At 70.0% G+C, this 19,839-nt stretch carries 20 protein-coding genes; 10 read left to right on the top strand and 10 right to left on the bottom strand.

The annotated features are described in order from the left end of the window. Nucleotide 1: 1 nt before the first annotated feature. Together glpK and G5T42_RS01810 are read right to left on the bottom strand one after the other, a co-directional pair. On the bottom strand, nt 2–1,519 hold the full coding sequence (glpK, locus tag G5T42_RS01805; protein WP_165124616.1) for a glycerol kinase GlpK: 1,518 nt from the start codon (nt 1,517–1,519) through the stop codon (nt 2–4). Between the two features lie 56 nt (nt 1,520–1,575). Then, nucleotides 1,576–3,336 (bottom strand): glycerol-3-phosphate dehydrogenase/oxidase, encoded by a 1,761-nt coding sequence (locus G5T42_RS01810; protein ID WP_165124619.1) that lies wholly within the window; start codon nt 3,334–3,336, stop codon nt 1,576–1,578. Nucleotides 3,337–3,426: 90 nt separating this feature from the next. Between G5T42_RS01810 and G5T42_RS01815 the strand changes: the two genes are divergently transcribed. The 8 genes from G5T42_RS01815 to G5T42_RS01850 all read left to right on the top strand — a co-directional run bounded on the left by G5T42_RS01815 (nt 3,427) and on the right by G5T42_RS01850 (nt 11,607). After that, nucleotides 3,427–4,386 carry a sugar-binding transcriptional regulator gene (locus G5T42_RS01815; protein WP_165124622.1) on the top strand — a complete coding sequence of 320 codons (960 nt, stop codon included), beginning with the start codon at nt 3,427–3,429 and terminating at the stop codon, nt 4,384–4,386. Nucleotides 4,387–4,716: 330 nt separating this feature from the next. Then, complete coding sequence (ribD, locus tag G5T42_RS01820) at nt 4,717–5,760, top strand: bifunctional diaminohydroxyphosphoribosylaminopyrimidine deaminase/5-amino-6-(5-phosphoribosylamino)uracil reductase RibD (RefSeq protein ID WP_165130038.1); 1,044 nt, start codon at nt 4,717–4,719, stop codon at nt 5,758–5,760. After that, the gene (locus G5T42_RS01825; protein WP_165124625.1) at nt 5,760–6,434 is read left to right on the top strand and encodes a riboflavin synthase; all 675 of its coding nucleotides are present in this window, start codon (nt 5,760–5,762) and stop codon (nt 6,432–6,434) included. The genes ribD and G5T42_RS01825 overlap by 1 nt, the downstream gene beginning before the upstream one ends. Further along, nucleotides 6,431–7,723: a GTP cyclohydrolase II gene (gene ribA, locus G5T42_RS01830; protein ID WP_165124628.1), complete on the top strand. Its 1,293-nt coding sequence runs from the start codon at nt 6,431–6,433 to the stop codon at nt 7,721–7,723. Before G5T42_RS01825 ends, ribA begins: the two co-directional genes overlap by 4 nt. Then, on the top strand, nt 7,720–8,217 hold the full coding sequence (gene ribH / locus G5T42_RS01835; protein WP_165124631.1) for a 6,7-dimethyl-8-ribityllumazine synthase: 498 nt from the start codon (nt 7,720–7,722) through the stop codon (nt 8,215–8,217). Before ribA ends, ribH begins: the two co-directional genes overlap by 4 nt. 70 nt (nt 8,218–8,287) lie before the next feature. Further along, nucleotides 8,288–8,641, top strand: coding sequence for a Fe-S protein (locus G5T42_RS01840; protein WP_165124634.1), 354 nt, complete (start codon nt 8,288–8,290; stop codon nt 8,639–8,641). A gap of 208 nt (nt 8,642–8,849) precedes the next feature. After that, nucleotides 8,850–10,331 carry an MFS transporter gene (locus G5T42_RS01845; protein ID WP_165124637.1) on the top strand — a complete coding sequence of 494 codons (1,482 nt, stop codon included), beginning with the start codon at nt 8,850–8,852 and terminating at the stop codon, nt 10,329–10,331. Between the two features lie 154 nt (nt 10,332–10,485). Further along, a complete protein-coding gene (locus G5T42_RS01850; RefSeq protein ID WP_165124640.1) occupies nt 10,486–11,607 on the top strand; it encodes an LLM class flavin-dependent oxidoreductase in 1,122 nt (373 codons plus the stop codon). Nucleotides 11,608–11,814: 207 nt separating this feature from the next. Here G5T42_RS01850 and G5T42_RS01855 read toward each other — a convergent pair whose 3' ends face one another. Then, entirely contained in the window at nt 11,815–11,982 is a 168-nt protein-coding gene (locus tag G5T42_RS01855; RefSeq protein ID WP_165124643.1) for a hypothetical protein, read from the bottom strand. Between the two features lie 120 nt (nt 11,983–12,102). Here G5T42_RS01855 and G5T42_RS01860 point away from each other — a divergent pair, with 120 nt between their 5' ends. Beyond that, a complete protein-coding gene (locus tag G5T42_RS01860; RefSeq protein WP_165123758.1) occupies nt 12,103–12,366 on the top strand; it encodes a hypothetical protein in 264 nt (87 codons plus the stop codon). Between the two features lie 14 nt (nt 12,367–12,380). Here the strand turns inward: G5T42_RS01860 and G5T42_RS01865 are convergent, their stop codons facing one another. From G5T42_RS01865 to G5T42_RS01875, 3 genes are read right to left on the bottom strand one after another with little or no spacing between them, the layout of a single operon-like run. Beyond that, nucleotides 12,381–13,208 (bottom strand): ABC transporter permease, encoded by an 828-nt coding sequence (locus G5T42_RS01865; protein ID WP_165124664.1) that lies wholly within the window; start codon nt 13,206–13,208, stop codon nt 12,381–12,383. Continuing rightward, a complete protein-coding gene (locus G5T42_RS01870) occupies nt 13,205–14,086 on the bottom strand; it encodes an ABC transporter permease (protein WP_165124667.1) in 882 nt (293 codons plus the stop codon). Before G5T42_RS01870 ends, G5T42_RS01865 begins: the two co-directional genes overlap by 4 nt. A 41-nt stretch (nt 14,087–14,127) precedes the next feature. Then, nucleotides 14,128–15,069, bottom strand: a complete 942-nt coding sequence (locus tag G5T42_RS01875; RefSeq protein WP_165124671.1) for an ATP-binding cassette domain-containing protein — start codon at nt 15,067–15,069, stop codon at nt 14,128–14,130. 103 nt (nt 15,070–15,172) lie between these two features. On the opposite strand from G5T42_RS01875, the gene G5T42_RS01880 reads away from it, so the two are divergent. Next, entirely contained in the window at nt 15,173–16,312 is a 1,140-nt protein-coding gene (locus tag G5T42_RS01880; protein ID WP_165124674.1) for a 5-methyltetrahydropteroyltriglutamate--homocysteine S-methyltransferase, read from the top strand. Between the two features lie 4 nt (nt 16,313–16,316). Here G5T42_RS01880 and G5T42_RS01885 read toward each other — a convergent pair whose 3' ends face one another. From G5T42_RS01885 to G5T42_RS01900, 4 genes are read right to left on the bottom strand one after another with little or no spacing between them, the layout of a single operon-like run. Then, on the bottom strand, nt 16,317–17,267 hold the full coding sequence (locus tag G5T42_RS01885) for a VOC family protein (RefSeq protein ID WP_165124677.1): 951 nt from the start codon (nt 17,265–17,267) through the stop codon (nt 16,317–16,319). A gap of 32 nt (nt 17,268–17,299) precedes the next feature. Next, nucleotides 17,300–18,385 carry a 4-oxalomesaconate tautomerase gene (locus G5T42_RS01890; RefSeq protein ID WP_165124680.1) on the bottom strand — a complete coding sequence of 362 codons (1,086 nt, stop codon included), beginning with the start codon at nt 18,383–18,385 and terminating at the stop codon, nt 17,300–17,302. Then, nucleotides 18,372–19,085: a 4-carboxy-4-hydroxy-2-oxoadipate aldolase/oxaloacetate decarboxylase gene (locus G5T42_RS01895; protein WP_165124683.1), complete on the bottom strand. Its 714-nt coding sequence runs from the start codon at nt 19,083–19,085 to the stop codon at nt 18,372–18,374. Before G5T42_RS01895 ends, G5T42_RS01890 begins: the two co-directional genes overlap by 14 nt. After that, nucleotides 19,082–19,837 carry a PIG-L deacetylase family protein gene (locus tag G5T42_RS01900; RefSeq protein ID WP_165124686.1) on the bottom strand — a complete coding sequence of 252 codons (756 nt, stop codon included), beginning with the start codon at nt 19,835–19,837 and terminating at the stop codon, nt 19,082–19,084. Before G5T42_RS01900 ends, G5T42_RS01895 begins: the two co-directional genes overlap by 4 nt. Between the last annotated feature and the right edge of the window lie 2 nt (nt 19,838–19,839).

Consider the following 19,839-nt stretch of genomic DNA (forward strand, 5'->3'; position numbering starts at 1 on the left):
GTCAGTCCTCGACGTCGGCGTCGACCCAGTCGAGCGACTTCGACACGGCCTTCTGCCACAGACGGTAGCGGCGCTCGCGCTCGTCCTCTTCCATCCGCGGCTCGAAGCGCACGTCCTCCTTCCAGTGCGCGCGCAGCTCGTCGCGGCCTTTCCACAGCCCGGTCGCGAGGCCTGCGGCGTACGCGGCGCCGAGCGCGGTCGTCTCGATCACCTGGGGACGGACGACCGGGATGCCGAGGATGTCGGCCTGGAACTGCATGAGCAGCGCGTCGCGCGTCATCCCTCCGTCCACGCGCAGCTCGTCGAGCGTGCGGTCCGTGTCGCCGACGACCGCCTCGATGACGTCGCGAGTCTGGAACGCTGTCGACTCGAGCGCCGCGCGCGCGATGTGCGCACGGTTGACGAAGCGCGTGAGGCCGACGAGCGCGCCGCGCGCGTCGGGCCGCCAGTACGGCGCGAACAGGCCCGAGAAGGCCGGCACGAAGTGCGCGCCCCCGTTGTCGTCGACCGTGGCCGCGAGGGTCTCGACGTCTTCGGACCGCTCGATGATGCCGAGGTTGTCGCGCAGCCACTGCACGAGCGAGCCGGTGACGGCGATCGAGCCCTCCAGCGCGTAGCGCGCGGGCTCGTCGCCGCACCGGTAGGCGACGGTCGTGATGAGCCCGTGCTTCGAGCGCACGATCTCGGTGCCGGTGTTCACGAGGAGGAAATTGCCCGTGCCGTAGGTGTTCTTCGACTCGCCCGTGTCGAAGGCGGCCTGGCCGAAGGTCGCCGCCTGCTGGTCGCCGAGGATCCCCGCGATCGGTGCACCGCTCGCGACACCCGGGAGCTGCGTCTCGCTCAGGACCTCGGATGACGACCGGATCTCGGGCATCATGGCGCGCGGGATGCCCCACACCTCGAGCAGCTCATCCGACCAGTCGAGCGTCTGCAGGTCCATGAGGAGGGTGCGGCTCGCGTTCGTGACGTCGGTCACGTGGATGCCGCCGCGGATGCCGCCCGAGAGGTTCCAGACGACCCAGGTGTCGGGCGTGCCGAACACCACGTCGCCGCGCTCGGCGGCCTCGCGCGCACCGGCGACGTTGTCGAGGATCCACGCGATCTTGGACGCCGAGAAGTACGTCGCAAGCGGGAGGCCCGTCGTCTCGGCGAAGCGGTCGCTGCCGCCCTCGGCCGCGAGCGCGTCGATCCGGCCCTGCGTGCGGGTGTCCTGCCACACGATCGCATTCGAGATCGGCCGGCCGGTGCGCCGGTCCCACACGATGGCCGTCTCGCGCTGGTTGGTGACGCCGATGCCGACGAGGTCGCCGGCGCCGAGGCGCGCCCGTGAAAGGGCCGACGACATGACCCATTCCGTGTTCGTCCAGATCTCGACGGGATCGTGCTCGACCCAGCCCGCGCGCGGCAGGATCTGCGCGTGCTCGTGCTGCGCGACCGAGACGATCGCGCCCTGGGCGTCGAAGACGATCGCCCGGGTCGATGTTGTTCCTTGATCGATCGCCAGGACGTGGTCGGCCACGGCGCCTCCTCTTCATCGAGAAGCCCGCCCGGTGCCCGGGCACGGCTGCGGTCAGGCTATCGCTCGGCGGGGACCGACGATCGGGATGCGTCGCCGGTCGCGGCATCCGATCGCCCGCCCTGCCAGCTGGGGTCCGCGGCGTGCACGCGCACGAGCGCCCGCTCGACCTCGTCCTGGCGCTTGCGCGCACTCCAGCCGAGGACGGGAGCGATGGCCTCGGCGATCTCGGCGGCGGACTCGGCGGTGACGGCACCGACGAAGGCGAGGCTGGTCCGACGCAGCAGGATGTCGTCGAGGTGCACGACGGCCTCGGTGCGGGCCAGGTGGCGGAGCTCGGCCGTGCTGTAGTCCGGCGCGGACTTCAGGGGCCGGTCGTCGTCATCGTCGGCGATCGCCTCGATCACATCGGCGGCGATCGTACCGTAGCGGTCGAGCAGCGTGGCCGCACGCTCGACTCCGAAGCCGCCCTCGTGGGCCGCGAGCCACTGGCGACGCGCCGCTTCGCTCGTCGGATAGCCGCGGCCGCCCCCGATCGGGAGCCCCTTGGTCGAACGGACGCGCGCCCGGGACAGCACAGCGAGCACGTGGTCGGCGAGACGCTCGCCGGAGGCGCGGAACGTCGTCCACTTGCCGCCCACGAGGCTCAGCACTGTCGTGCCCGGCGCACCCTCGAGCGGCGCCGACTCGATGCGGTAGTCGCGCGACACGAATCCGGCCGCCACATCGCCGTGACCCGGCAGCGGCCGGACGCCCGAGAAGCGGTAGACGATCTGCGAGCGGTCGACCGCGATGTCGGGAAGCACCTGTCCGACGAGGTCGATGAAGTAGTCGACCTCCTCCTCCGTGCACACGATGGGGTCGGCCATGTCGTGCTCGAGGTCGGTCGTGCCGACGAGCACCCGGCCCTTGAGCGGGTAGATGAGCACGATGCGGCCGTCGCTGCCCTCGAAGAAGAGCTCGCGGCCGGCGGTCGCCTCGAGGAGCTCCGGGTGGTCGAGCACGATGTGCGAGCCCTTCGTGCCGCCCATGTACGACGTGGCGTGGCCGATGGCCGTGTTCGTGATGTCGGTCCACGGGCCCGACGCATTGACGACGACGGATGCCGAGAACGGCGTCTCGTCGCCGGTCTCGAGGTCGCGCAGCACGATGCGGCCATCGTCCACGCCGACCGCCGCCGTGTAGTTCGCGGCGCGGGCTCTGCCCCGTCCGGCCGTCAGCGCATCGCGCAGCACGTCGAGGGCGAGCCGCTCGGGATCGTGGAGCGAGGCATCCCAGTACGTCGCGGTGTACTTGACCTTCGGGTTCAGGCGCGGCAGGGCGACGAGCGACTTCTTTCGCCCGTGGAAGGAGTGGGCGGGCACGCGGCCGCCGTTGCGCGAGAACGAGTCGTAGATGACGAGCCCGATCTTGATGAGCATGGCGCCGCGCTCGCGCGGCTTGCCGCCGCCGTGGCGGAGGAAGCGGAGGGGGGCGCTGAGGACGCCGGAGAAGGTGCTGTAGATCGGGATCGTCGTCTGGAGCGGGCTCACATAGTGCGGCGCGATGCGGAGCAGGCCGTTGCGCTCGGTCACGGCCTCGTGGACGAGCCGGAATTCGCCGTTCTCGAGGTAGCGGATGCCGCCGTGGATCATGTGAGACGAGGCCGCCGACGCGCCGCTCACGAAGTCGCCGCGCTCGACCAGGGCGACGTCCACCCCCTGCAGGGCGAGCTCGCGGAATGTCGCGAGGCCGTTGATCCCGCCGCCGATGATCAGCACGTCGGCGTGGGGCCGCTCCGCGAGGGCACCCGCTCCCCGCTTCGAACTCGACGCCGTCATGGCACTGCCTCCTGTCGCGTGGACGTGCCTCCATCATGACATCGCTGGACGGTCTTGCAGCCCTTCTGCACATACGTGCAGGATGAGCGCATGGAGCAGCTCACCGATGCCGCGACGATCGCGCGGGCGCTCACCGCGGCCCACCTGTATTACGTGCAGGACCGCACCATGGAGGCCATCGCACAGGAGCTCGGGACCTCCCGGTCGACGGTGTCGCGCCTTCTCACGTCGGCCCGCGCGACCGGCATCGTCGACATCCGCATCCGGTCTCCCTTCGCCGCCCCCCAGCGGCTCGAAGAGCGCCTCGCGGAGCGGTTCGGCGTCGCGGCGCAGGTCGTTCCCGTGCCCGACGACGCCAGCGAGGTCGACCGCCTCCAGCGGGTGGCGATCGCGGCCGGTCACGCGCTCCTCGAACTGCTCCACGACGACATGACGGTGGGGGTCGCCTGGGGATCGACGACCGACGCCGTGAGCAGACATCTCGTGCCGAAGGCGGTGCGGGGCACGACATTCGTGCAGCTGAACGGGTCGGGCAACACCCACACGACGGGACTCCTCTACGCGAGCGAGATCCTGAGCCGCTTCGCGGCGGCCTACGGCGGCAGCGCCCAGCAGTTCCCCGTTCCGGCCTTCTTCGACGACCCCCGCACGCGCGAGGCGATGTGGCGCGAGCGCAGCACGCGGCGCATCCTCGACATGCAGGCCGACATGGACCTCGTCCTGTTCAGCACCGGCTCCGCGGGCTCGCGGGTGCCGAGCCACGTCTACAGCGGCGGCTACCTGGAGTCGGCGGAGCTCGAGCAGCTGGCCGACGAAGGGGTCGTCGGTGACATCGCGACGGTGTTCTTCCGGGCGGACGGCTCGAGCGACGGCATCACGCTGAACGATCGTGCGACCGGACCGAGCCTGGACCTGCTGCGCCGGGTTCCCCGGCGCCTGTGCATCGTCTCCGGCGTCTCGAAGCTCGCGAGCCTGCGGGGCGCCCTCGCGGCGCAGACCGCGACCGATCTCGTGCTCGACGAGGCGACCGCCCGGGCCCTCCTGGAGTAGGCCGACCGGTGCCCTCCGAGTCGTTCCATGTCAAGGAATGAATCGTCGTGCGGCACGTTTACTACACTCGAGAGCATCGACGTGCTCCGGGGTCGGTGAGAATCCGAACCGGCGGTGACAGTCCGCGAGCCGAGGCATCCGTCCTTTCCGGGAAGGATGCCGAAGCCGATCCGGTGGAATTCCGGGACCGACGGTGATGCAGCGCAGGCTGCGAGTCCGGATGGGAGGCAGCACGAGCGGCGCAAGCGTGCCGCTGCTTCCCCTTGCCCCGGCGCTGTCGCGAGGCAGGAAGACGGATAAGAAGTGGCGAACGACGCGGAACGCGATGCCATGCGGCACGCGCTGACGCTGGCCCTCAACGGACCCCGCGGAGTCAACCCGCAGGTGGGCGCCGTACTGCTGTCGCCGGACGGCCGCGTGCTCGCCGAGGGGTGGCACCGCGGTGCGAGCACTCCGCACGCCGAGGTCGACGCCCTCTCCAAGCTCGCACCCGGTGCGGCGCGCGGAGCGACGGCGATCGTGACGCTCGAGCCCTGCAACCACACGGGACGCACGGGGCCGTGCGCCGAGGCGCTCATCGCCGCCGGCATCGGTCGCGTCGTGTACTCGATCGCCGATCCTGGCGACCACTCGTCCGGTGGCGCGGACCGCCTGCGCGCGGCCGGCGTCGACGTCGAGGCGGGGCTCTTCGCCGATGAGGCCACTGCGCTCCTCGACTCCTGGCTCACGGTGCAGCGCCTCGGACGCCCCCACGTGACCGTCAAGTGGGCCCAGAGCCTCGACGGGCGGGCGGCGGCCTCCGACGGCACGAGCCAGTGGATCACCGGGCCCGCGGCCCGCGCGGACGTGCACCGCCGGCGCGCCCTGGCCGACGCGATCGTCGCCGGGACGGGGACCGTTCTGGCGGACGATCCGGCGCTGACGGCTCGGGATGCCTCGGGCGCACTGCTCGGGCATCAGCCCACCCCCGTCGTGCTCGGCGTCCGGCCGGTGCCCGACGACGCGGCCGTGCGGCGGCATCCCCTCCCCCTTCTGCAGTACCGTGGCGACGACCTGGGCGCCGTCCTCGCGGATCTGCGCCAGCGCGGGGTGCAGCGGGTGTTCGTCGAGGGCGGCCCGACCGTCGCGAGCGCATTCCTGCGCGCGGGCCTCGTCGACGAGCTGCTCGCCTACGTCGCGCCAGTGCTTCTCGGAGGAGATCGGCTCGCGCTCACCGACATCGGCGTCAAGACCATCGGCGACGCGCGGCGGCTGGACGTGGCATCCGTCGACCGGCTCGGCGACGACCTGCTGATCGTCGCGCGCCCGCGACCGAGCGAGGCCGTGACGGTGCCCGCCGGCGCTGTTCACGAAGACGAAGAAGGAGACGCCTGATGTTCACGGGAATCGTCGAAGAGATCGGCGAGGTCACCGCGGTCGAGCCCTCGGGCGACGGGGTGCGGCTCACCGTCCGGGCGCCGCAGGCCGTCTCGGATGCCGCGCACGGCGACTCGATCTCGATCAGCGGAGTGTGCCTCACGGTGGTCGACCAGGGTGAGGACTGGTTCACCGCCGACGTGATGAAGCAGACGCTCGACATGTCCACACTCGCCGAGGTCGGCCCTGGGCTCGCCGTCAACGTCGAGCGTGCGACCCGCGCGCACGGCCGGCTGGGCGGACACATCGTGCAGGGGCACATCGACGGCACCGGCGAGGTGCTCGAAGTGCGCCGGGGCGAGCAGTGGCGCGTCCTGCGCATCTCGCTCGCCGCCGACCACGCGCCGCTCGTCGTCGACAAGGGCTCGATCGCCGTTGACGGCGTGTCGCTCACGGTGAGCGCGGTCAGCGGCGCCGGTTCGCCCACCCAGTGGTTCGAGGTCTCGCTGATCCCCGAGACCCTCGAGGCGACGACCCTCGGCGCACGGCGCGCAGGTGACGTCGTCAACCTCGAGACCGACATCCTGGCCCGTCACGTGCAGCGGCTGCTGGCTTTCACCTCTCCCGCAGCCGCCCAGGCCGCCGACTCCCCCGCGGCCCTCGCCGCATCCACGGAAGGAGGCTCGCGATGAGCCTTGCCACGATCCCCGACGCCCTGGAAGCGCTGCGCGCCGGGCGCCCGATCATCGTCGCCGACGATGAGAACCGCGAGAACGAGGGCGACGTCGTGCTCTCGGCGGAGCTCGCGACGCCCGAGTGGGTCGCGTGGACCGTGCGGTGGTCGAGCGGCTTCATCTGCGCGCCCATGCCCGCCGAGTGGGCCGACCGCCTCGACCTTCCTCCGATGGTCGCGGTGAACGAGGACGCCCGTGGCACCGCCTACACCGTGAGCGTCGACGCGGCCGACCGCGTCTCGACCGGCATCAGCGCCGCCGATCGCGCGCACACGCTGAACGTCCTCGCCGACCCCTCGTCGACGCCGACGAGCGTCATCCGCCCCGGGCACATCCTGCCGCTGCGGGCCGTCGACGGCGGTGTGCGCGAGCGCGGCGGCCACACCGAGGCGGCCGTCGAGCTGATGCGCCTGGCGGGCCTCAAGCCCGTCGGTGCGATCGCCGAGGTCGTCGCGGAAGACGGATCGATGATGCGCCTGCCCGGACTCATCGAACTCGGCGAGCGCGACGGAGTGCCCGTCATCACGATCGAGCAGCTCGTCGCCTATCTCGAGGAGAACGAGCCGCTCCAGGCATCCGCTCCGACGGCGCACAAGCGCCGGGTGAGTCTGCGCGCCGAGGCCCACGTCCCGACCGCGCACGGCAGCTTCCGCTTCCTCGCGTACAAGGACCGCATCACCGGCACCGACCACATCGCGGTCGTCTCCGGGGAGATCACCGACGGCGCGCCGCTCGTGCGCGTGCACTCGGAGTGCCTGACGGGCGAGGCGTTCGGCTCGCTCAAGTGCGAGTGCGGTCCGCAGCTCGAAGCCGCCCTCGACGCCATCGAACAGGACGGCGGAGTCGTCGTCTACATGCGCGGCCACGAGGGCCGGGGCATCGGGCTCATCAACAAGCTCCGCGCCTACAGCCTGCAGGAGCGGGGTCTCGACACGGTCGACGCCAACCTCGCGCTGGGCCTTCCGGCCGACGCACGCGACTACGCGGCCGCGGCCGGCATCCTCGCCGACCTCGGCATCGAGAAGGTGCGTCTGCTGACCAACAACTCGGACAAGGTCAAGCAGCTGCGCGAGCTGGGTCTCGACATCGTCGAGCAGGTCCCGCTCCTCGTGGGCGTCGGCCCGAACAACCACCAGTACCTCGAGACGAAGCGCGACCGGATGGGTCACATCATCGACGAGCAGGAGCTCGCCGACGCCCTCGCCGAGATGAAGGAGTCCCACGTGAGCGGAGGGGCCGGCGCATGAGCGGCAAGGGAGCGCCGATCGTCGGCGGGAGCGACGCGACAGGGCTCGAGATCGTCGTCATCGCGGGAACGTGGCACGACGTCATCACCGACGGCCTGATCGCCGGCGCGCAGCGCACGCTCGATGCCGCCAACGCGTCGTGGCAGCTCGTGCGCGTTCCGGGGTCGTTCGAGCTGCCGGTGGCCGCGAAGGCGGCACTGGATGCCGGTGCCGACGCCGTGGTGGCGCTCGGCGTCATCATCCGCGGCGGCACGCCGCACTTCGACTTCGTGTCGAACGCGGCGACGGACGGTCTGACGCGGGTCGCCATCGACACAGGCAAGCCCGTGGGATTCGGGGTTCTCACCCTCGACGACGAGCAGCAGGGCATCGACCGCGCGGGTCTGCCCGGGTCGAAGGAGGACAAGGGCGCCGAGGCCGCGGATGCCGCGATCCGCACGGCTCTCGTACTCCGCGAGCTGCGCGAGTCCCGCCGTCGGCCGGCCGGGTTCTGATCGCTCGCGGTCGAGACATCCCCGCGCCTCGGCCACCAACCTTCAGTAGTACATAAGGTACTCTGGCGGCATGGAGATCCTTCGCCACGTCGTCCTGCTCGTCCACCTCGTCGGCTTCGCGATCCTCTTCGGAGCGTGGGTCGTCGAACTCGTCAACCGTCGCCGGCAGGTCACCCGCCTGATGGAATGGGGTCTGGCCATCGCGGGTGTCGCCGGCCTCGCCCTCGCCGCTCCGTGGGGCATCGACTACGACCTCAACTACGTCAAGATCGGCACCAAGCTCGTCATCCTGCTCGTCATCGGAGCCCTCCTCGGCATCGGCATGGGCCGCCAGAAGAAGACCGGCTCGGTGCCGGCCGGCATCTTCTGGTCGATCGGCATCCTGACGCTCGTCAATGCGGGCATCGCGGTGCTCTGGCGCTGAGCTCCGCAGCTCACACGTCGTAACGAAGGCGGGTCCGATCGGACCCGCCTTCCGTTTTGCGCCGGTAAGCTCGGAGACCGTGTGCCGGCGAATCCGCCGACACCCCGGTGACCCAGCGACGAGCCGCCCGCTGCGACACCCCTGCTCCGGGCGCGCGCCACCGGCGCGTCCCATGAGGACGACACCCCGTTCTCTCGACAGGTTCCTCATGTCTTCCACCGCAACTTCCCCATCCCGCACGGCTGCGCCTGCCAACCCCCGCTCGCGTGTCATCACCGCCAGCCTCGTCGGCACCACGATCGAGTTCTACGACTTCTACGCGTACGCGACGGCGGCCGTCCTGGTCTTCCCGATCCTCTTCTTCCCCACCGGGAACGACACCACGGCACTGCTCGCCTCGTTCGGCGTCTTCGGTGCGGCCATGGTCGCGCGCCCCCTCGGCGCGATCGTGTTCGGCCACTTCGGCGACCGCTTCGGCCGCAAGGCGACGCTCGTGGCATCCCTTCTCACGATGGGGATCGCGACGTTCCTCATCGGCTGCCTCCCCACCTACAACGACATCGGCTGGTGGGCGGCCTTCCTCCTGCTCATCCTGCGACTCGCGCAGGGCTTCGCGCTCGGCGGGGAGTGGTCGGGGGCGGCACTCGTCGCGACCGAGAACGCCCCTCGCGGAAAGCGCGCCTGGTACGGCACGTTCCCGCAGCTCGGGGCTCCCCTCGGCTTCATCATCGCGAACGGGGTCTTCCTCGCGATCAACTTCCTGCTCCCCCACCCGGACGGCGGTGCCCAGCGCTCCGAGGCATTCCTCGCCTGGGGCTGGCGCGTGCCGTTCCTGTTCTCGGCCGTCATGGTGATCATCGGCCTCTGGGTGCGCCTGCGGCTCGTGGAATCCGAGACGTTCGCGAAGGCGGAGCAGAAGGGCGCGATCCGCAAGTTCCCGCTCGCCGTGGTCATCCGTCACCACTGGAAGGAGCTGATCCTCGGCACCTTCATCATGCTGGCGACCTACGTGCTCTTCTACCTGATGACGAACTTCACCCTGTCGTACGGCACGAAGGCGGCGAGCGTCGACGTCGCGGCTGCGGCTGCGGCGGCGCAGGCGGAGGCCGCCGGCAAGACCTTCGATGCGACGGCGTTCGCGGCGCAGTTCTATCCCGGACTCGGCTTCGGCTACACCGACTTCGTCATCATGCAGATCATCGGCGTGGTGTTCTTCGGCATCTTCACGCTGCTGTCGGGACCCATCGCCGACGCGATCGGCCGCCGCAAGCTCCTCATCTGGGTGACGGTCCTCATCATCGTCTTCGGCCTCACGTTCAACCTCTTCCTGCTGCCGCAGGCGGACCCGAAGTTCACGGGCGCGATGGTGCAGGCGTTCCTCGTGTTCGGGTTCATGCTCATGGGCGCGACGTTCGGGCCGATGGGCGCCGTGCTGCCCGAGCTCTTCCCGACGAACGTCCGCTACTCCGGCTCGGCGATCTCGTACAACGTCTCGTCGATCCTCGGTGCCGCGCTGGCGCCGATCGTCGCTGTGGCGCTGTGGGCCGCGACGGGCGGTTCGCCGTGGCTTGTCGGCCTCTACCTGTCGGCCATGGCGGTCCTCACCCTCATCGCGCTCCTCTTCTCCAAGGAGACGAAGGACATCGACTACGACGACAACATCGGCGTCGGGGTGACCGGCTCGCTCTGACCCGATCCGCCGAGAGTGGATGCCGCGGCCCCGGTCGCGGCATCCACTCTTCTCGTTTCGGGCGGTGTCACAGATCGCAACCTGGAACGTGCCCTTCGTCCGATGCGGAATAGCCTGAGGCGGCGCCCGCCGGGGGCGCGGCGAGGAGCGAGGGATGGGCACGGAAGCCGCGGCGGGGCCGGTGATCCTGGACTGGTTCCTGCCCCTGACGGGCGATTCCCGCACCAACCTCGCACTGGGCAGTGCGACGGACAACAACCCGGCCCGGATGAACGCGGCATCCCGACGGCCGACACTCGACTACATCGCGCAGATCGCGCGCGCAGCCGAGTACCTCGACTACGAGGCGGTGCTCGTGCCCACCGGCGGCGGGAACGAGGAGAGCTGGACGATCACGACCGCCCTCACGCAGCACACCCGACGGCTCGAATATCTCGTCGCCGTGCGGCCGGGGCTCGTCTCGCCGACGCTTCAGGCTCAGATCACGACGACCTTCCAGAGCGTGAGCGACGGCCGCCTGCGCATCAACGTCGTCGCGGGCGGCGAGGATGCCGAGCAGCGACGCTTCGGCGACCGGATCGGCCACGACGGGCGCTATGCGCGGGCCGCCGAGTACCTCACGATCCTCATGCGCCTGTGGACCGGCGAGCGCACGAGCTTCCGCGGTGACTTCTTCGACATCGAGGACGCGTACGTCTCCCCGATCGCGCGCGTACCCGAGATCTACCTCGGAGGGTCTTCGGATGCCGCGATCGACGTCGCGGCCGAGCACGCCGACGTCTACCTGACGTGGGGCGAGCCGCCCGCCCAGGCCGGGGAGAAGATCCGGCGCGTCGCCGAGCGGGCCGCGGATCACGGGCGAGCGCTGCGCTACGGCATCCGTCTGCACACGATCGCACGACCGACGTCGGACGAGGCGTGGCGCATCGCCGACGGCCTGGTTTCGGGTCTGGATCCGTCCGTCGTCGCCGAGCGGCGCGCGGCCTTCGCGCGCTCAGGTTCCGTCGGACAGCAGCGTCAGTTCGCCCTGACGAACGGCGGCACGACCCGCGCCGATCTCGAGATCCACCCGGGCCTGTGGGCCGGCGCATCGCTCGTGCGGGGCGGCGCCGGCACCGCGCTCGTCGGAAGCTACGCCGAGGTCGCCGCCCTGATTGCGGAGTACCGGTCCGTCGGCTTCACGGAGTTCGTGCTGTCCGGGTACCCGCACCTCGAGGAGGCGTACTGGTTCGCCGAGGGAGTGCGCCCCGAGCTCGCACGCCGCGGCCTGCTCTGACCCGCTGCGCAGGTAGGGGATCTTGCGCCCGATGCTCGCCCGCGGCGATCTGCCCTCTCCCGCCGATGGAGGGAGGGGAACGTGCGAGCGGAGGGCGTTTCGGCCGGAAACGCCCTCCGCTCGTCGGTTCCCCTCCGCCCGCCGGCGGCTGATGCGCTCGCGCGCGGTTCCAGCCGGCGCGGCAGTTGCTGTGCCCCGACCCGGAGGTCAGGGGTGGCTGAGCGCAGGCTCGTCGGGCAGGTCGCCTGCGCCGCCGGATGACTCGGCCTTCGCGGCGTCTTCCTTCACCTCGTCGCTCACGGCGTCCGTGGGAGGGGCGTCGTCGGCCTGGGCATCCTCCGAGTGATGGGTGTGCGGCTTGTTCGTGTCGGACATGGAGCCTCCTCGATCTTTCCTCGACTCTCGCCCGAGGCGGGCGGAGCGAGAAGCGGGTTGACAGTGCGACCCTCCGGCCCGAGGAACCCGGGCCCGGCCCGGCTTCGATAGCCTGGCGCTGTGAGACGGGGACGAGCAGCGATCACCGCTCTGCTCATCGTCTCCGCGCTTGCGGCGACCACCGGCGTCCTCATGGCTCTGGTCGTCGAGTCGCAGGCGTCCTTCGGCTACTACGCCTACCAGCCACTGGCCGATGCGGTCTTCACGCCCGGCCTCGGTCTCTGGCCGGCGACCGTCTGGTGGCTCCTTGTCGCCGGAGTCGGACTGCTCGGGGTCGGCTTCTCGACGGGGTGGCTCATCGCCGTGCGGCGCCGCGGCGCCTGACCGCAACGATTCCGTCAGTCGAGGAAGAGGGCGCGGAGCCGCTTCGTCGTGAAGATGAGGCCGACGACGATCATGACGACGAAGTACAGAAGGTGCCAGCCCATGTCGGGGCTCATGACCCCCGTCGTGAGGCCGCGGATCAGCTCGACCGCATGCCACAGCGGGAAGGCCATGACGATCGTCTGCACCCACTCGGGGTAGACCGTGATCGGGTACAGCGTCGCCGAGAAGAGGAACATCGGCAGCAGCACGAAGTTGATCCAGTCCATCTGCTGGAACGTCTTCATGTAGCTCGTGACGGCCATCCCCAGCGCCGCGAAGCCGAACGCGATGAGCAGCACCGCCGGGATGGCGAGGATCGCCGTCCAGGCGAGGTTGAGCCCGAGGATCTGCATGATGATCAGGAAGCCGGTGGCGTAGAGCAGACCGCGCAGCAGCGCGTAGAGGATCTCGCCCAGAGCGACGTCGAGCGGACCGAGCGAGGTCGCGAGCATGCCCTCGTAGAGCTTGCCGTAGTTGAGCTTGAAGAACACGTTCCACGTCGAGTCGTAGATGGCGCCGTTCATCGCCGACACGGCGAGGAGCGCGGGCGCGATGAACGCCGCATACGGGACTTCGACACCGGCGGACGTCTCGACGTCGCCGATGATCGATCCGAGGCCGATGCCCATCGATGCGAGGTAGAAGACGGGCTCGAAGAAGCCCGAGAACACGACGATCCAGCTCGACGAGCGCGCGGCGATGAGTCCGCGCTGCACGACCGCGAAGGGGTTGCCGGCCCACAGGGCGCGTACGCTCCCCCGGCGGGGTGGGGCATCCGTCGTCGTCGACACTGCGGTCATTTCGCGAGCCTGTTCGTGAAGACGCGTCGGCCGATGAGGAAGCCGCCGACGGCGAGCGCGAGGAGGTAGAGGAGATTGACCCAGACGAGCGGCGACGAGAGGTCGCCGTAGGTCGCGGCGCGACCGAGCTCGGATGCGTGCCAGAGCGGTGAGATCCAGCCGATCCACTGCAGCCACAGCGGCAGGTTGGTCAGGGGGTAGAACGTGCCCGAGAACAGGAACATCGGCATGAAGATGAAGCGCTGCACGAGGGCGAACTGGCCCTTGTCGTCTTCGATCGACGCGGCGTACGCCATGAGCGGGATGCCGAACGACAGACCGGCGAGCACGCCGATCGGCATCATCAGCCAGGCGGTGCCGGGATTCGTCTCGCCGGGATAGAGCCACGCGAAGAAGATCCAGATGAAGAAGTAGTAGAGGACGACCGTGACGGCCATGCGTGCCGCCGCTCCCGCGACGACTCCCCCGGCGATCTGCGGCGAGCCGATCGGCGAGGCGTTGAAGCCGTAGAAGTAGCGCCGCCACTTGAATCCCGCCATGACGGGGTAGGTGAACTCCTCGGATGCCACCGCGATCGCGGCCGTCATGAGCAGCGCGGGCGCGACGAAGACGAGGTACGGGACCTCCCGCCCGTCGACCTCGATGGGCGCCTGGATGAGGGCCGCGAGACCCACCGCGAGTCCGAGCAGGTAGAGGATCGGCTGGCCGAGCGCGTTGACGATGATGGTCCAGCCGTAGGCCCGCATCGCGCGCACCATGTGCTCGGTGACGTAGAGCGTGCCGCGGCGGCGGGGCTTGCGGCCCCACTCCATCGCCTCGGCTCGAAGCTCGTCGAGCGAGGGCTGCGTGCGGGTGGCGGATGCCTCGCCCCCAGGCATCCGTGATACCTCGCCGGGTTCGCGAGCCGGTTGCGGGCCGCTCATTCGATCAGCGACCTTCCGGTCAGGCGCAGGAAGACGTCTTCGAGGCTCGACCGGCGCACGAGCGAGGTGAGCGGCTCGAGGCCGTGGTGGCTGATGCGCTCGAGCGCGGCCTCGCCGTCGTCGGTGTAAATGAGGATGCGGTCGGGCAGCACCTCGACGCGGTCGCCGATGCCCTCGAGCTGCGCGGCGACCTGCTGATTGCGGTCGGAGCCGAAGCGCACCTCGAGCACCTCGCGGCTGGAGTGCTGGCGGATGAGCGACGCGGGGGTGCCCTCGGCCATGATGCGCCCCTTGTCGACGACGATGAGGCGGTCGCACAGCTGCTCGGCCTCGTCCATGTAGTGCGTCGTGAGCACGAGCGTCGTGCCGCGCTCCTTGAGGCGGAAGAGGCGGTCCCACAGCACGTGGCGGGCTTGCGGGTCGAGACCTGTCGTCGGCTCGTCGAGGAGCAGGATGCGGGGGTCGTTGATGAGCCCGCGCGCGATGGTCAGACGGCGCTTCATGCCGCCCGAGAGCTGGTCGACCTTGCTCTTGGCCTTGTCTTCGAGCGCGGCGAAGGCGAGGAGCTCGTCGGCCTTCTCGTGGCACACCTTGGCCGGGAGCCCGAAGTAGCGGCCGTAGATGAAGAGGTTCTCGCGAGCGTTGAGCTCGCCGTCCAGGTTGTCCTGCTGCGGCACGACGCCGAGGCGGGAGCGGATCTCGGGCCCGTACTGATCGGGATCGAGACCGAGGATCGTGAGGTCGCCGCTCGTGCGCGTCGAGACCGCGCCGATCATCTTCATCGTCGTGGACTTGCCGGCGCCGTTCGGGCCCAGGAGACCGAACGACTCGCCCGGTGCGACCTCGAAGGACAGGCCGTCCACCGCGAGGAAGTCGGGCTTGCCCTTGACCTTGTAGGCCTTGACGAGGTTGCGGGCGTCGATGACAGGGGCGGGCACCGAACAACCCTAACGCCGGGGCCCGACACCGCCCCCGGCCGGACGGTGACGACATGTGACGCTCCTCTGGGCGCGGGCGGTCGGCTGTGACTACGATCGCCGGGTGACTCACTCCGCCTCGACTTCCGTCCGCCAGCGCGCCCCCTTCCGGGCCGACATCGTCGGGAGCTTCCTGCGACCCGTCGGCGTCGCCGAGGCGCGGCACGAGCACGCCGAGGGCGACCTCTCGACCGCCGCACTGCGCTCCGTCGAGGACGACGCGATCGCCGACCTCGTCGCGAAGGAGAAGGCCGCCGGACTCGAGCTCGCGACCGACGGCGAGTTCCGGCGCTCCTGGTGGCACTTCGACTTCTTCGGCTTCCTCGAGGGTGTCGAGATCGTCGAGCTCGATCACGGTATCCAGTTCCAGGGGGTCCAGACCAAGCCCCGCGGAGTGCACGTCTCAGGCCCCATCCGCTTCCCGGCGGACCACCCCTTCCTCGCGCACTTCCGCTTCCTCAAGGAGCGGGCCGAGGCCGCAGGCGTGACGCCGAAGTTCACCATCCCCGCTCCGACGGTCCTGGACTTCCGGGTCGAGCCGGGCCACATCGACCCCGTCGCCTACCCCGGCGGCCACCCCGCGATCACCGACGACCTGGTCCAGGCGTACCGCGACGCGTGGCAGGCGTTCTACGACGCCGGCGCCCGCTACCTGCAGTTCGACGACACGGCATGGGCCTACCTGTGCAGCGAGGTCGAGCTCGAGAAGGCCCGCGAGCGCGGCATCGACACCGACGGCATCGCCGAGCGCTACGCGACGCTGCTCAACCGCATCCTCGAAGGCAAGCCCGACGACCTGGTCATCACGACGCACGTCTGTCGCGGCAACTTCCGCTCCACCTGGATCTCTTCGGGCGGCTATGAGCCCGTTGCCGAGCAGCTCCTCGGCAACACCGCGTACGACGGCTACTTCCTCGAGTACGACAGCGAGCGCGCCGGCGGCTTCGAGCCCCTCCGCTTCCTCCCCGAGGGCGACAAGATCGTCGTGCTCGGCCTCATCACGACCAAGAGCGGCGAGCTGGAGGACCCGGAGGTCGTCAAGCAGCGCATAGAGGAGGCGTCCCACTTCGCGCCCCTCGAGCAGTTGGCGCTGAGCCCGCAGTGCGGCTTCGCCTCGACCGAGGAGGGCAACCTCCTCACCGAGGACGAGCAGTGGGCGAAGATCAGGTCGGTCGTCGAGATCGCGGCGGACGTCTGGAAGTAGTCGCTCAGACCAGCGGGGTGCCGTGGGTGTGGAAGGTCTCGATGGTCTTCATGCCCCACGCCTGACCCTTCTTGCGCTCCTGCTCGGACCACTCCACGACCGGCTGGTCGGGGTCGAGCAGCAGGCGGGCGCCGGCGTTGGCGAACTCGATCCGGTTGCCGCCTGGCTCCCATACGTAGAGGAAGAACGTCTGGTTGATGGCGTGCTTGTGCGGGCCCGACTCGATGTGGATGCCGTTCTCCAGGAAGATGTCGGCGGCCTTGAGGATGTCCTCACGCGTGTCGGGAGCGAACGCGATGTGATGCAGGCGGTTGCCGTGCTTGGTCCAGTCGTCCGAGTAGACGACGTCGTAGGACTTCAGCGAGAAGTGGAACCACCACGCCGCGAATCTCCCCGAGTCGAGGCGGATGCGCTCGGACTCGCGCATGCCCAGCGCGCGAGCGAGGAATTCGCCGTTGGCCTCGACATCCTTCGCCAGGTAGTTGATGTGGTCGAGACGCCGAGCGTTGACTCCGCGGCCGGGAAACGCGGATGCCTGGTTCTTCAGGGCAGGGCGGTCCTCGTCGGATGCCTCGTACCGCTCGGTCTCGTAGTAGATCGCCATCGCGTGCCCGTCCGGGTCGCGGAAGGCGTACGTCGGACCCGTGCCGACCTCGCCGTCGACCCAGCCGTCCCCGAGGCCCATCGCATCGATCGCGGCGACGCGGCGCTGGAGGGCTTCCTGCGATGAAGCGCGGAACGAGGTGCGGCCGACGCCCGCGGCATCCGATGCCGTGAGCTTGATCGTGTAGAGCTCGTACTCGTCCCACGTGCGCAGGAACACCGAGTCGCCCGCCTCGGCGACGACCCGCATCGCGAGGAGGTCGCGGAAGAACCACAGGCTCTTGTCGAACTCGGGGGTGAGCAGTTCGACGTTCGCGAGATGCGCGACGTCGAAGGCGGTGGAGTCGGTCATGATGTCCTCTCTGACGTGACGGGATCGGCCGATCAGGCGCGCGGGAACACGAGCCCGTCGAAGAGCTTGCGAGCGGTGCGGATCGAGGTCGACGTTCCGGTCCACGCGCCGTCGTCGGCTTTGCCGACGCGCACGAGCGCGGGGAACGACCCGGACGGGTGCTCAACCTCGATCGGTCCCTCGGCGGGCAGGCGCGCGAACTCGGAGCCCACGGCATCCGGGATGCTGATCCCCGCCGCGACCGAGGCCGCCATGAGCACGCCGACCGACGGGTGGACCCGAGACGGGATGAAGGCGCGCGTCGAGATCGCACCGCCGTTGCGGGCCGGCGAGAGGAGGAACATCTTCGGCACGGTCTGCGTCGTGACGTCGCCGAGGCCCATGAGCTTGCCGGCGGTGAGGCGCACGGCCTCGATCTGCGATCGCAGGTCGGCCCTCGACTCGAGCTCGGCGGGACTCTCGTCACCGGTGACGCCGAAGTCCTCCGCGCGGAGGAGCACGACGGGCATGCCGTTGTCGACGAGCGTTGCGGCGTGGCCGGCGATCTCGTCGACGACGTGACCCGTGGGCAGCAGGGGGCGACCACCCGACGACATCTCGAGCTCGATGCGGGCGGCGGTGCCGGGCACGCCGTCGATGGCCTGCTCTCCCGCGTAGTCCGGGCGGCCGCCGGGCGTCGGGAAGGCGGAGGTCGCGACATCCCCGGTGTTCACGAGCCGGATGCGCACCGACGTGTGGTCGCCGCCGGCGGGCACGAGGCCGCGTTCGACGGCGAAAGGGCCGATGCCCGCGAGCAGGTTGCCGCACGTCTGCGCGTCGCTCACGACCGGCTCGTCGACGACGACCTGCAGGAAGAGGTAGTCGACGTCGATGCCGGGCTCGGACGACGGCGAGACGATGGCGACCTTGCTCGTGAGCGGATGAGCGCCGCCGACCCCGTCGATCTGCTTCGGGTCCGGGCTGCCCATGATCCGGAGCAGAAGATCGTCGCGCACGGCCCGATCGGCCGGCACGTCGTCGGCTACGAAGTAGGCGCCCTTCGACGTTCCGCCGCGCATGAGCATGCAGCGGATGCCGTCTCGCACGGCGCCGGCCAGATCGAAGTCAGCGGCCGCCATCGTCGTACTCCGCCTGCGTCACATAGGTCACGCCGAGGTCGGCGAGCGTCTGGCGCAGGCCCTTCCGGTCGAGGCTGAGCTGCGCGCCCGATCCGTAGGCGTCGCGGTCGGCGGCCTCCTTCTCGACCCGGGCATCGGCAGCCGCCAGCGCGTCGGCAGCCTCGAAGCGCGGCACGACGACGACCCCGTCGTCGTCGGCGATCACGACATCGCCGGGACGCACGGTCGCGCCGGCCACGACGATCGGCACGTTGACCGAGCCGGCTGTCGCCTTGACGGTGCCCTGAGCGTGGACGGCGCTCGACCACACCGGGAATCCCATTGCACGGAGGTCCGCGACATCCCGGACTCCGGTCGTCGTCACGAGACCTCGCACGCCCCGTGCCTTCAGGGCGGTGGCGAAGAGGTCGCCGAACGCGCCGTCGCTCGACGTCGACGTCGTCGCGATGACGAGCACGTCGCCTTCCCGGCACTGCTCGATCGCCGCGTGGATCATGAGGTTGTCGCCGGGCCACGAGAGGATCGTGACGGCCGACCCCGCGATGCGCGCGCCGTCCTGGATGGGACGGATGCCGGGGCCGACCAGCCCCGTCCGGCCCATCGCCTCGTGCACGGTCGCGACGCCGTGGACGGCGAGTGCGTCGACGACCGCGGCATCCGCTCGGGCGATGTCGGTGACGATGACGGGGCGTGCCGTCATTCGAGCACGCCCGTCACCTGCGGGAAGTAGCGCATGTACGCCTCGCCCATCGTCTCGTGCGGCAGGCCGAGGTTGGGGCCCGCATTGCGCTTGACCTGCACGCCGCGGCGGATCGCCAGGTCGGTGTAGTACGACCACATGTGCTTCTGCGCGGGCAGGCACTCCATCGCGGCGCGCTTGCGCGGGAAGGCGTCGGTGATGTCGAGGAGGACGTTGGGCTTGAAGTCGCTCTGCTCGGGCTGGTGCGGCTCGAAGAAGAAGACCGGCGGAGCGCCGATGATGTCGTCCTTGCCGGGGAACGAGCCGTCCGAGTTGGCCACCCCGATCGCTTGGGCGAGAACTCGCGCCTGCAGCGCCATGCGCGCCGCCGCCGGATGGTCGCCGTTGTACGGGTCGGCGAGCGGGTGGGTCAGCACGACCGTGGGCTGCACGCGCCGATAGACGTCGACGAGCTTCGCCACGGCATCCTCCGACTCCACGAGCGGGTAGTCGCCGAGGTCGAGGAACTCGATCTCCGCTCCCAGAGCGGATGCCGCGGCAGACGCCTCCTCGCGGCGGATCGCCTTGATCTCATCGAGGGTCTTGCCCTGCAGCCACTGGCTCGCCGACTCGCCGCGCTCCCCGTACGACAGGCATACGACGACCGCCCGCTCCCCGCGCATCGTGGCCGCGGCGATCGCTCCGCCGGCACGCCACACGAAGTCGCCCGCATGAGCGCTCACGACCAGCATCGTGGACCCGTTGTCGGCCATCG

Source organism: Microbacterium sp. 4R-513 (assembly GCF_011046485.1).
In the GTDB taxonomy this organism is placed as follows: domain Bacteria; phylum Actinomycetota; class Actinomycetes; order Actinomycetales; family Microbacteriaceae; genus Microbacterium.

What these genes read in the sequence shown, in the direction of transcription:
- G5T42_RS01810 (WP_165124619.1), bottom strand. Translation starts at nt 3,336, where the DNA reads ATGACGGCGTCGAGTTCGAAGCGGGGAGCGGGTGCCCTCGCGGAGCGG.
- G5T42_RS01815 (WP_165124622.1), top strand. Translation starts at nt 3,427, where the DNA reads ATGGAGCAGCTCACCGATGCCGCGACGATCGCGCGGGCGCTCACCGCG.
- ribD (WP_165130038.1), top strand. Translation starts at nt 4,717, where the DNA reads ATGCGGCACGCGCTGACGCTGGCCCTCAACGGACCCCGCGGAGTCAAC.
- G5T42_RS01825 (WP_165124625.1), top strand. Translation starts at nt 5,760, where the DNA reads ATGTTCACGGGAATCGTCGAAGAGATCGGCGAGGTCACCGCGGTCGAG.
- ribA (WP_165124628.1), top strand. Translation starts at nt 6,431, where the DNA reads ATGAGCCTTGCCACGATCCCCGACGCCCTGGAAGCGCTGCGCGCCGGG.
- ribH (WP_165124631.1), top strand. Translation starts at nt 7,720, where the DNA reads ATGAGCGGCAAGGGAGCGCCGATCGTCGGCGGGAGCGACGCGACAGGG.
- G5T42_RS01840 (WP_165124634.1), top strand. Translation starts at nt 8,288, where the DNA reads ATGGAGATCCTTCGCCACGTCGTCCTGCTCGTCCACCTCGTCGGCTTC.
- G5T42_RS01845 (WP_165124637.1), top strand. Translation starts at nt 8,850, where the DNA reads ATGTCTTCCACCGCAACTTCCCCATCCCGCACGGCTGCGCCTGCCAAC.
- G5T42_RS01850 (WP_165124640.1), top strand. Translation starts at nt 10,486, where the DNA reads ATGGGCACGGAAGCCGCGGCGGGGCCGGTGATCCTGGACTGGTTCCTG.
- G5T42_RS01855 (WP_165124643.1), bottom strand. Translation starts at nt 11,982, where the DNA reads ATGTCCGACACGAACAAGCCGCACACCCATCACTCGGAGGATGCCCAG.
- G5T42_RS01865 (WP_165124664.1), bottom strand. Translation starts at nt 13,208, where the DNA reads ATGACCGCAGTGTCGACGACGACGGATGCCCCACCCCGCCGGGGGAGC.
- G5T42_RS01870 (WP_165124667.1), bottom strand. Translation starts at nt 14,086, where the DNA reads ATGCCTGGGGGCGAGGCATCCGCCACCCGCACGCAGCCCTCGCTCGAC.
- G5T42_RS01885 (WP_165124677.1), bottom strand. Translation starts at nt 17,267, where the DNA reads ATGACCGACTCCACCGCCTTCGACGTCGCGCATCTCGCGAACGTCGAA.
- G5T42_RS01890 (WP_165124680.1), bottom strand. Translation starts at nt 18,385, where the DNA reads ATGGCGGCCGCTGACTTCGATCTGGCCGGCGCCGTGCGAGACGGCATC.
- G5T42_RS01895 (WP_165124683.1), bottom strand. Translation starts at nt 19,085, where the DNA reads ATGACGGCACGCCCCGTCATCGTCACCGACATCGCCCGAGCGGATGCC.
- G5T42_RS01900 (WP_165124686.1), bottom strand. Translation starts at nt 19,837, where the DNA reads ATGGCCGACAACGGGTCCACGATGCTGGTCGTGAGCGCTCATGCGGGC.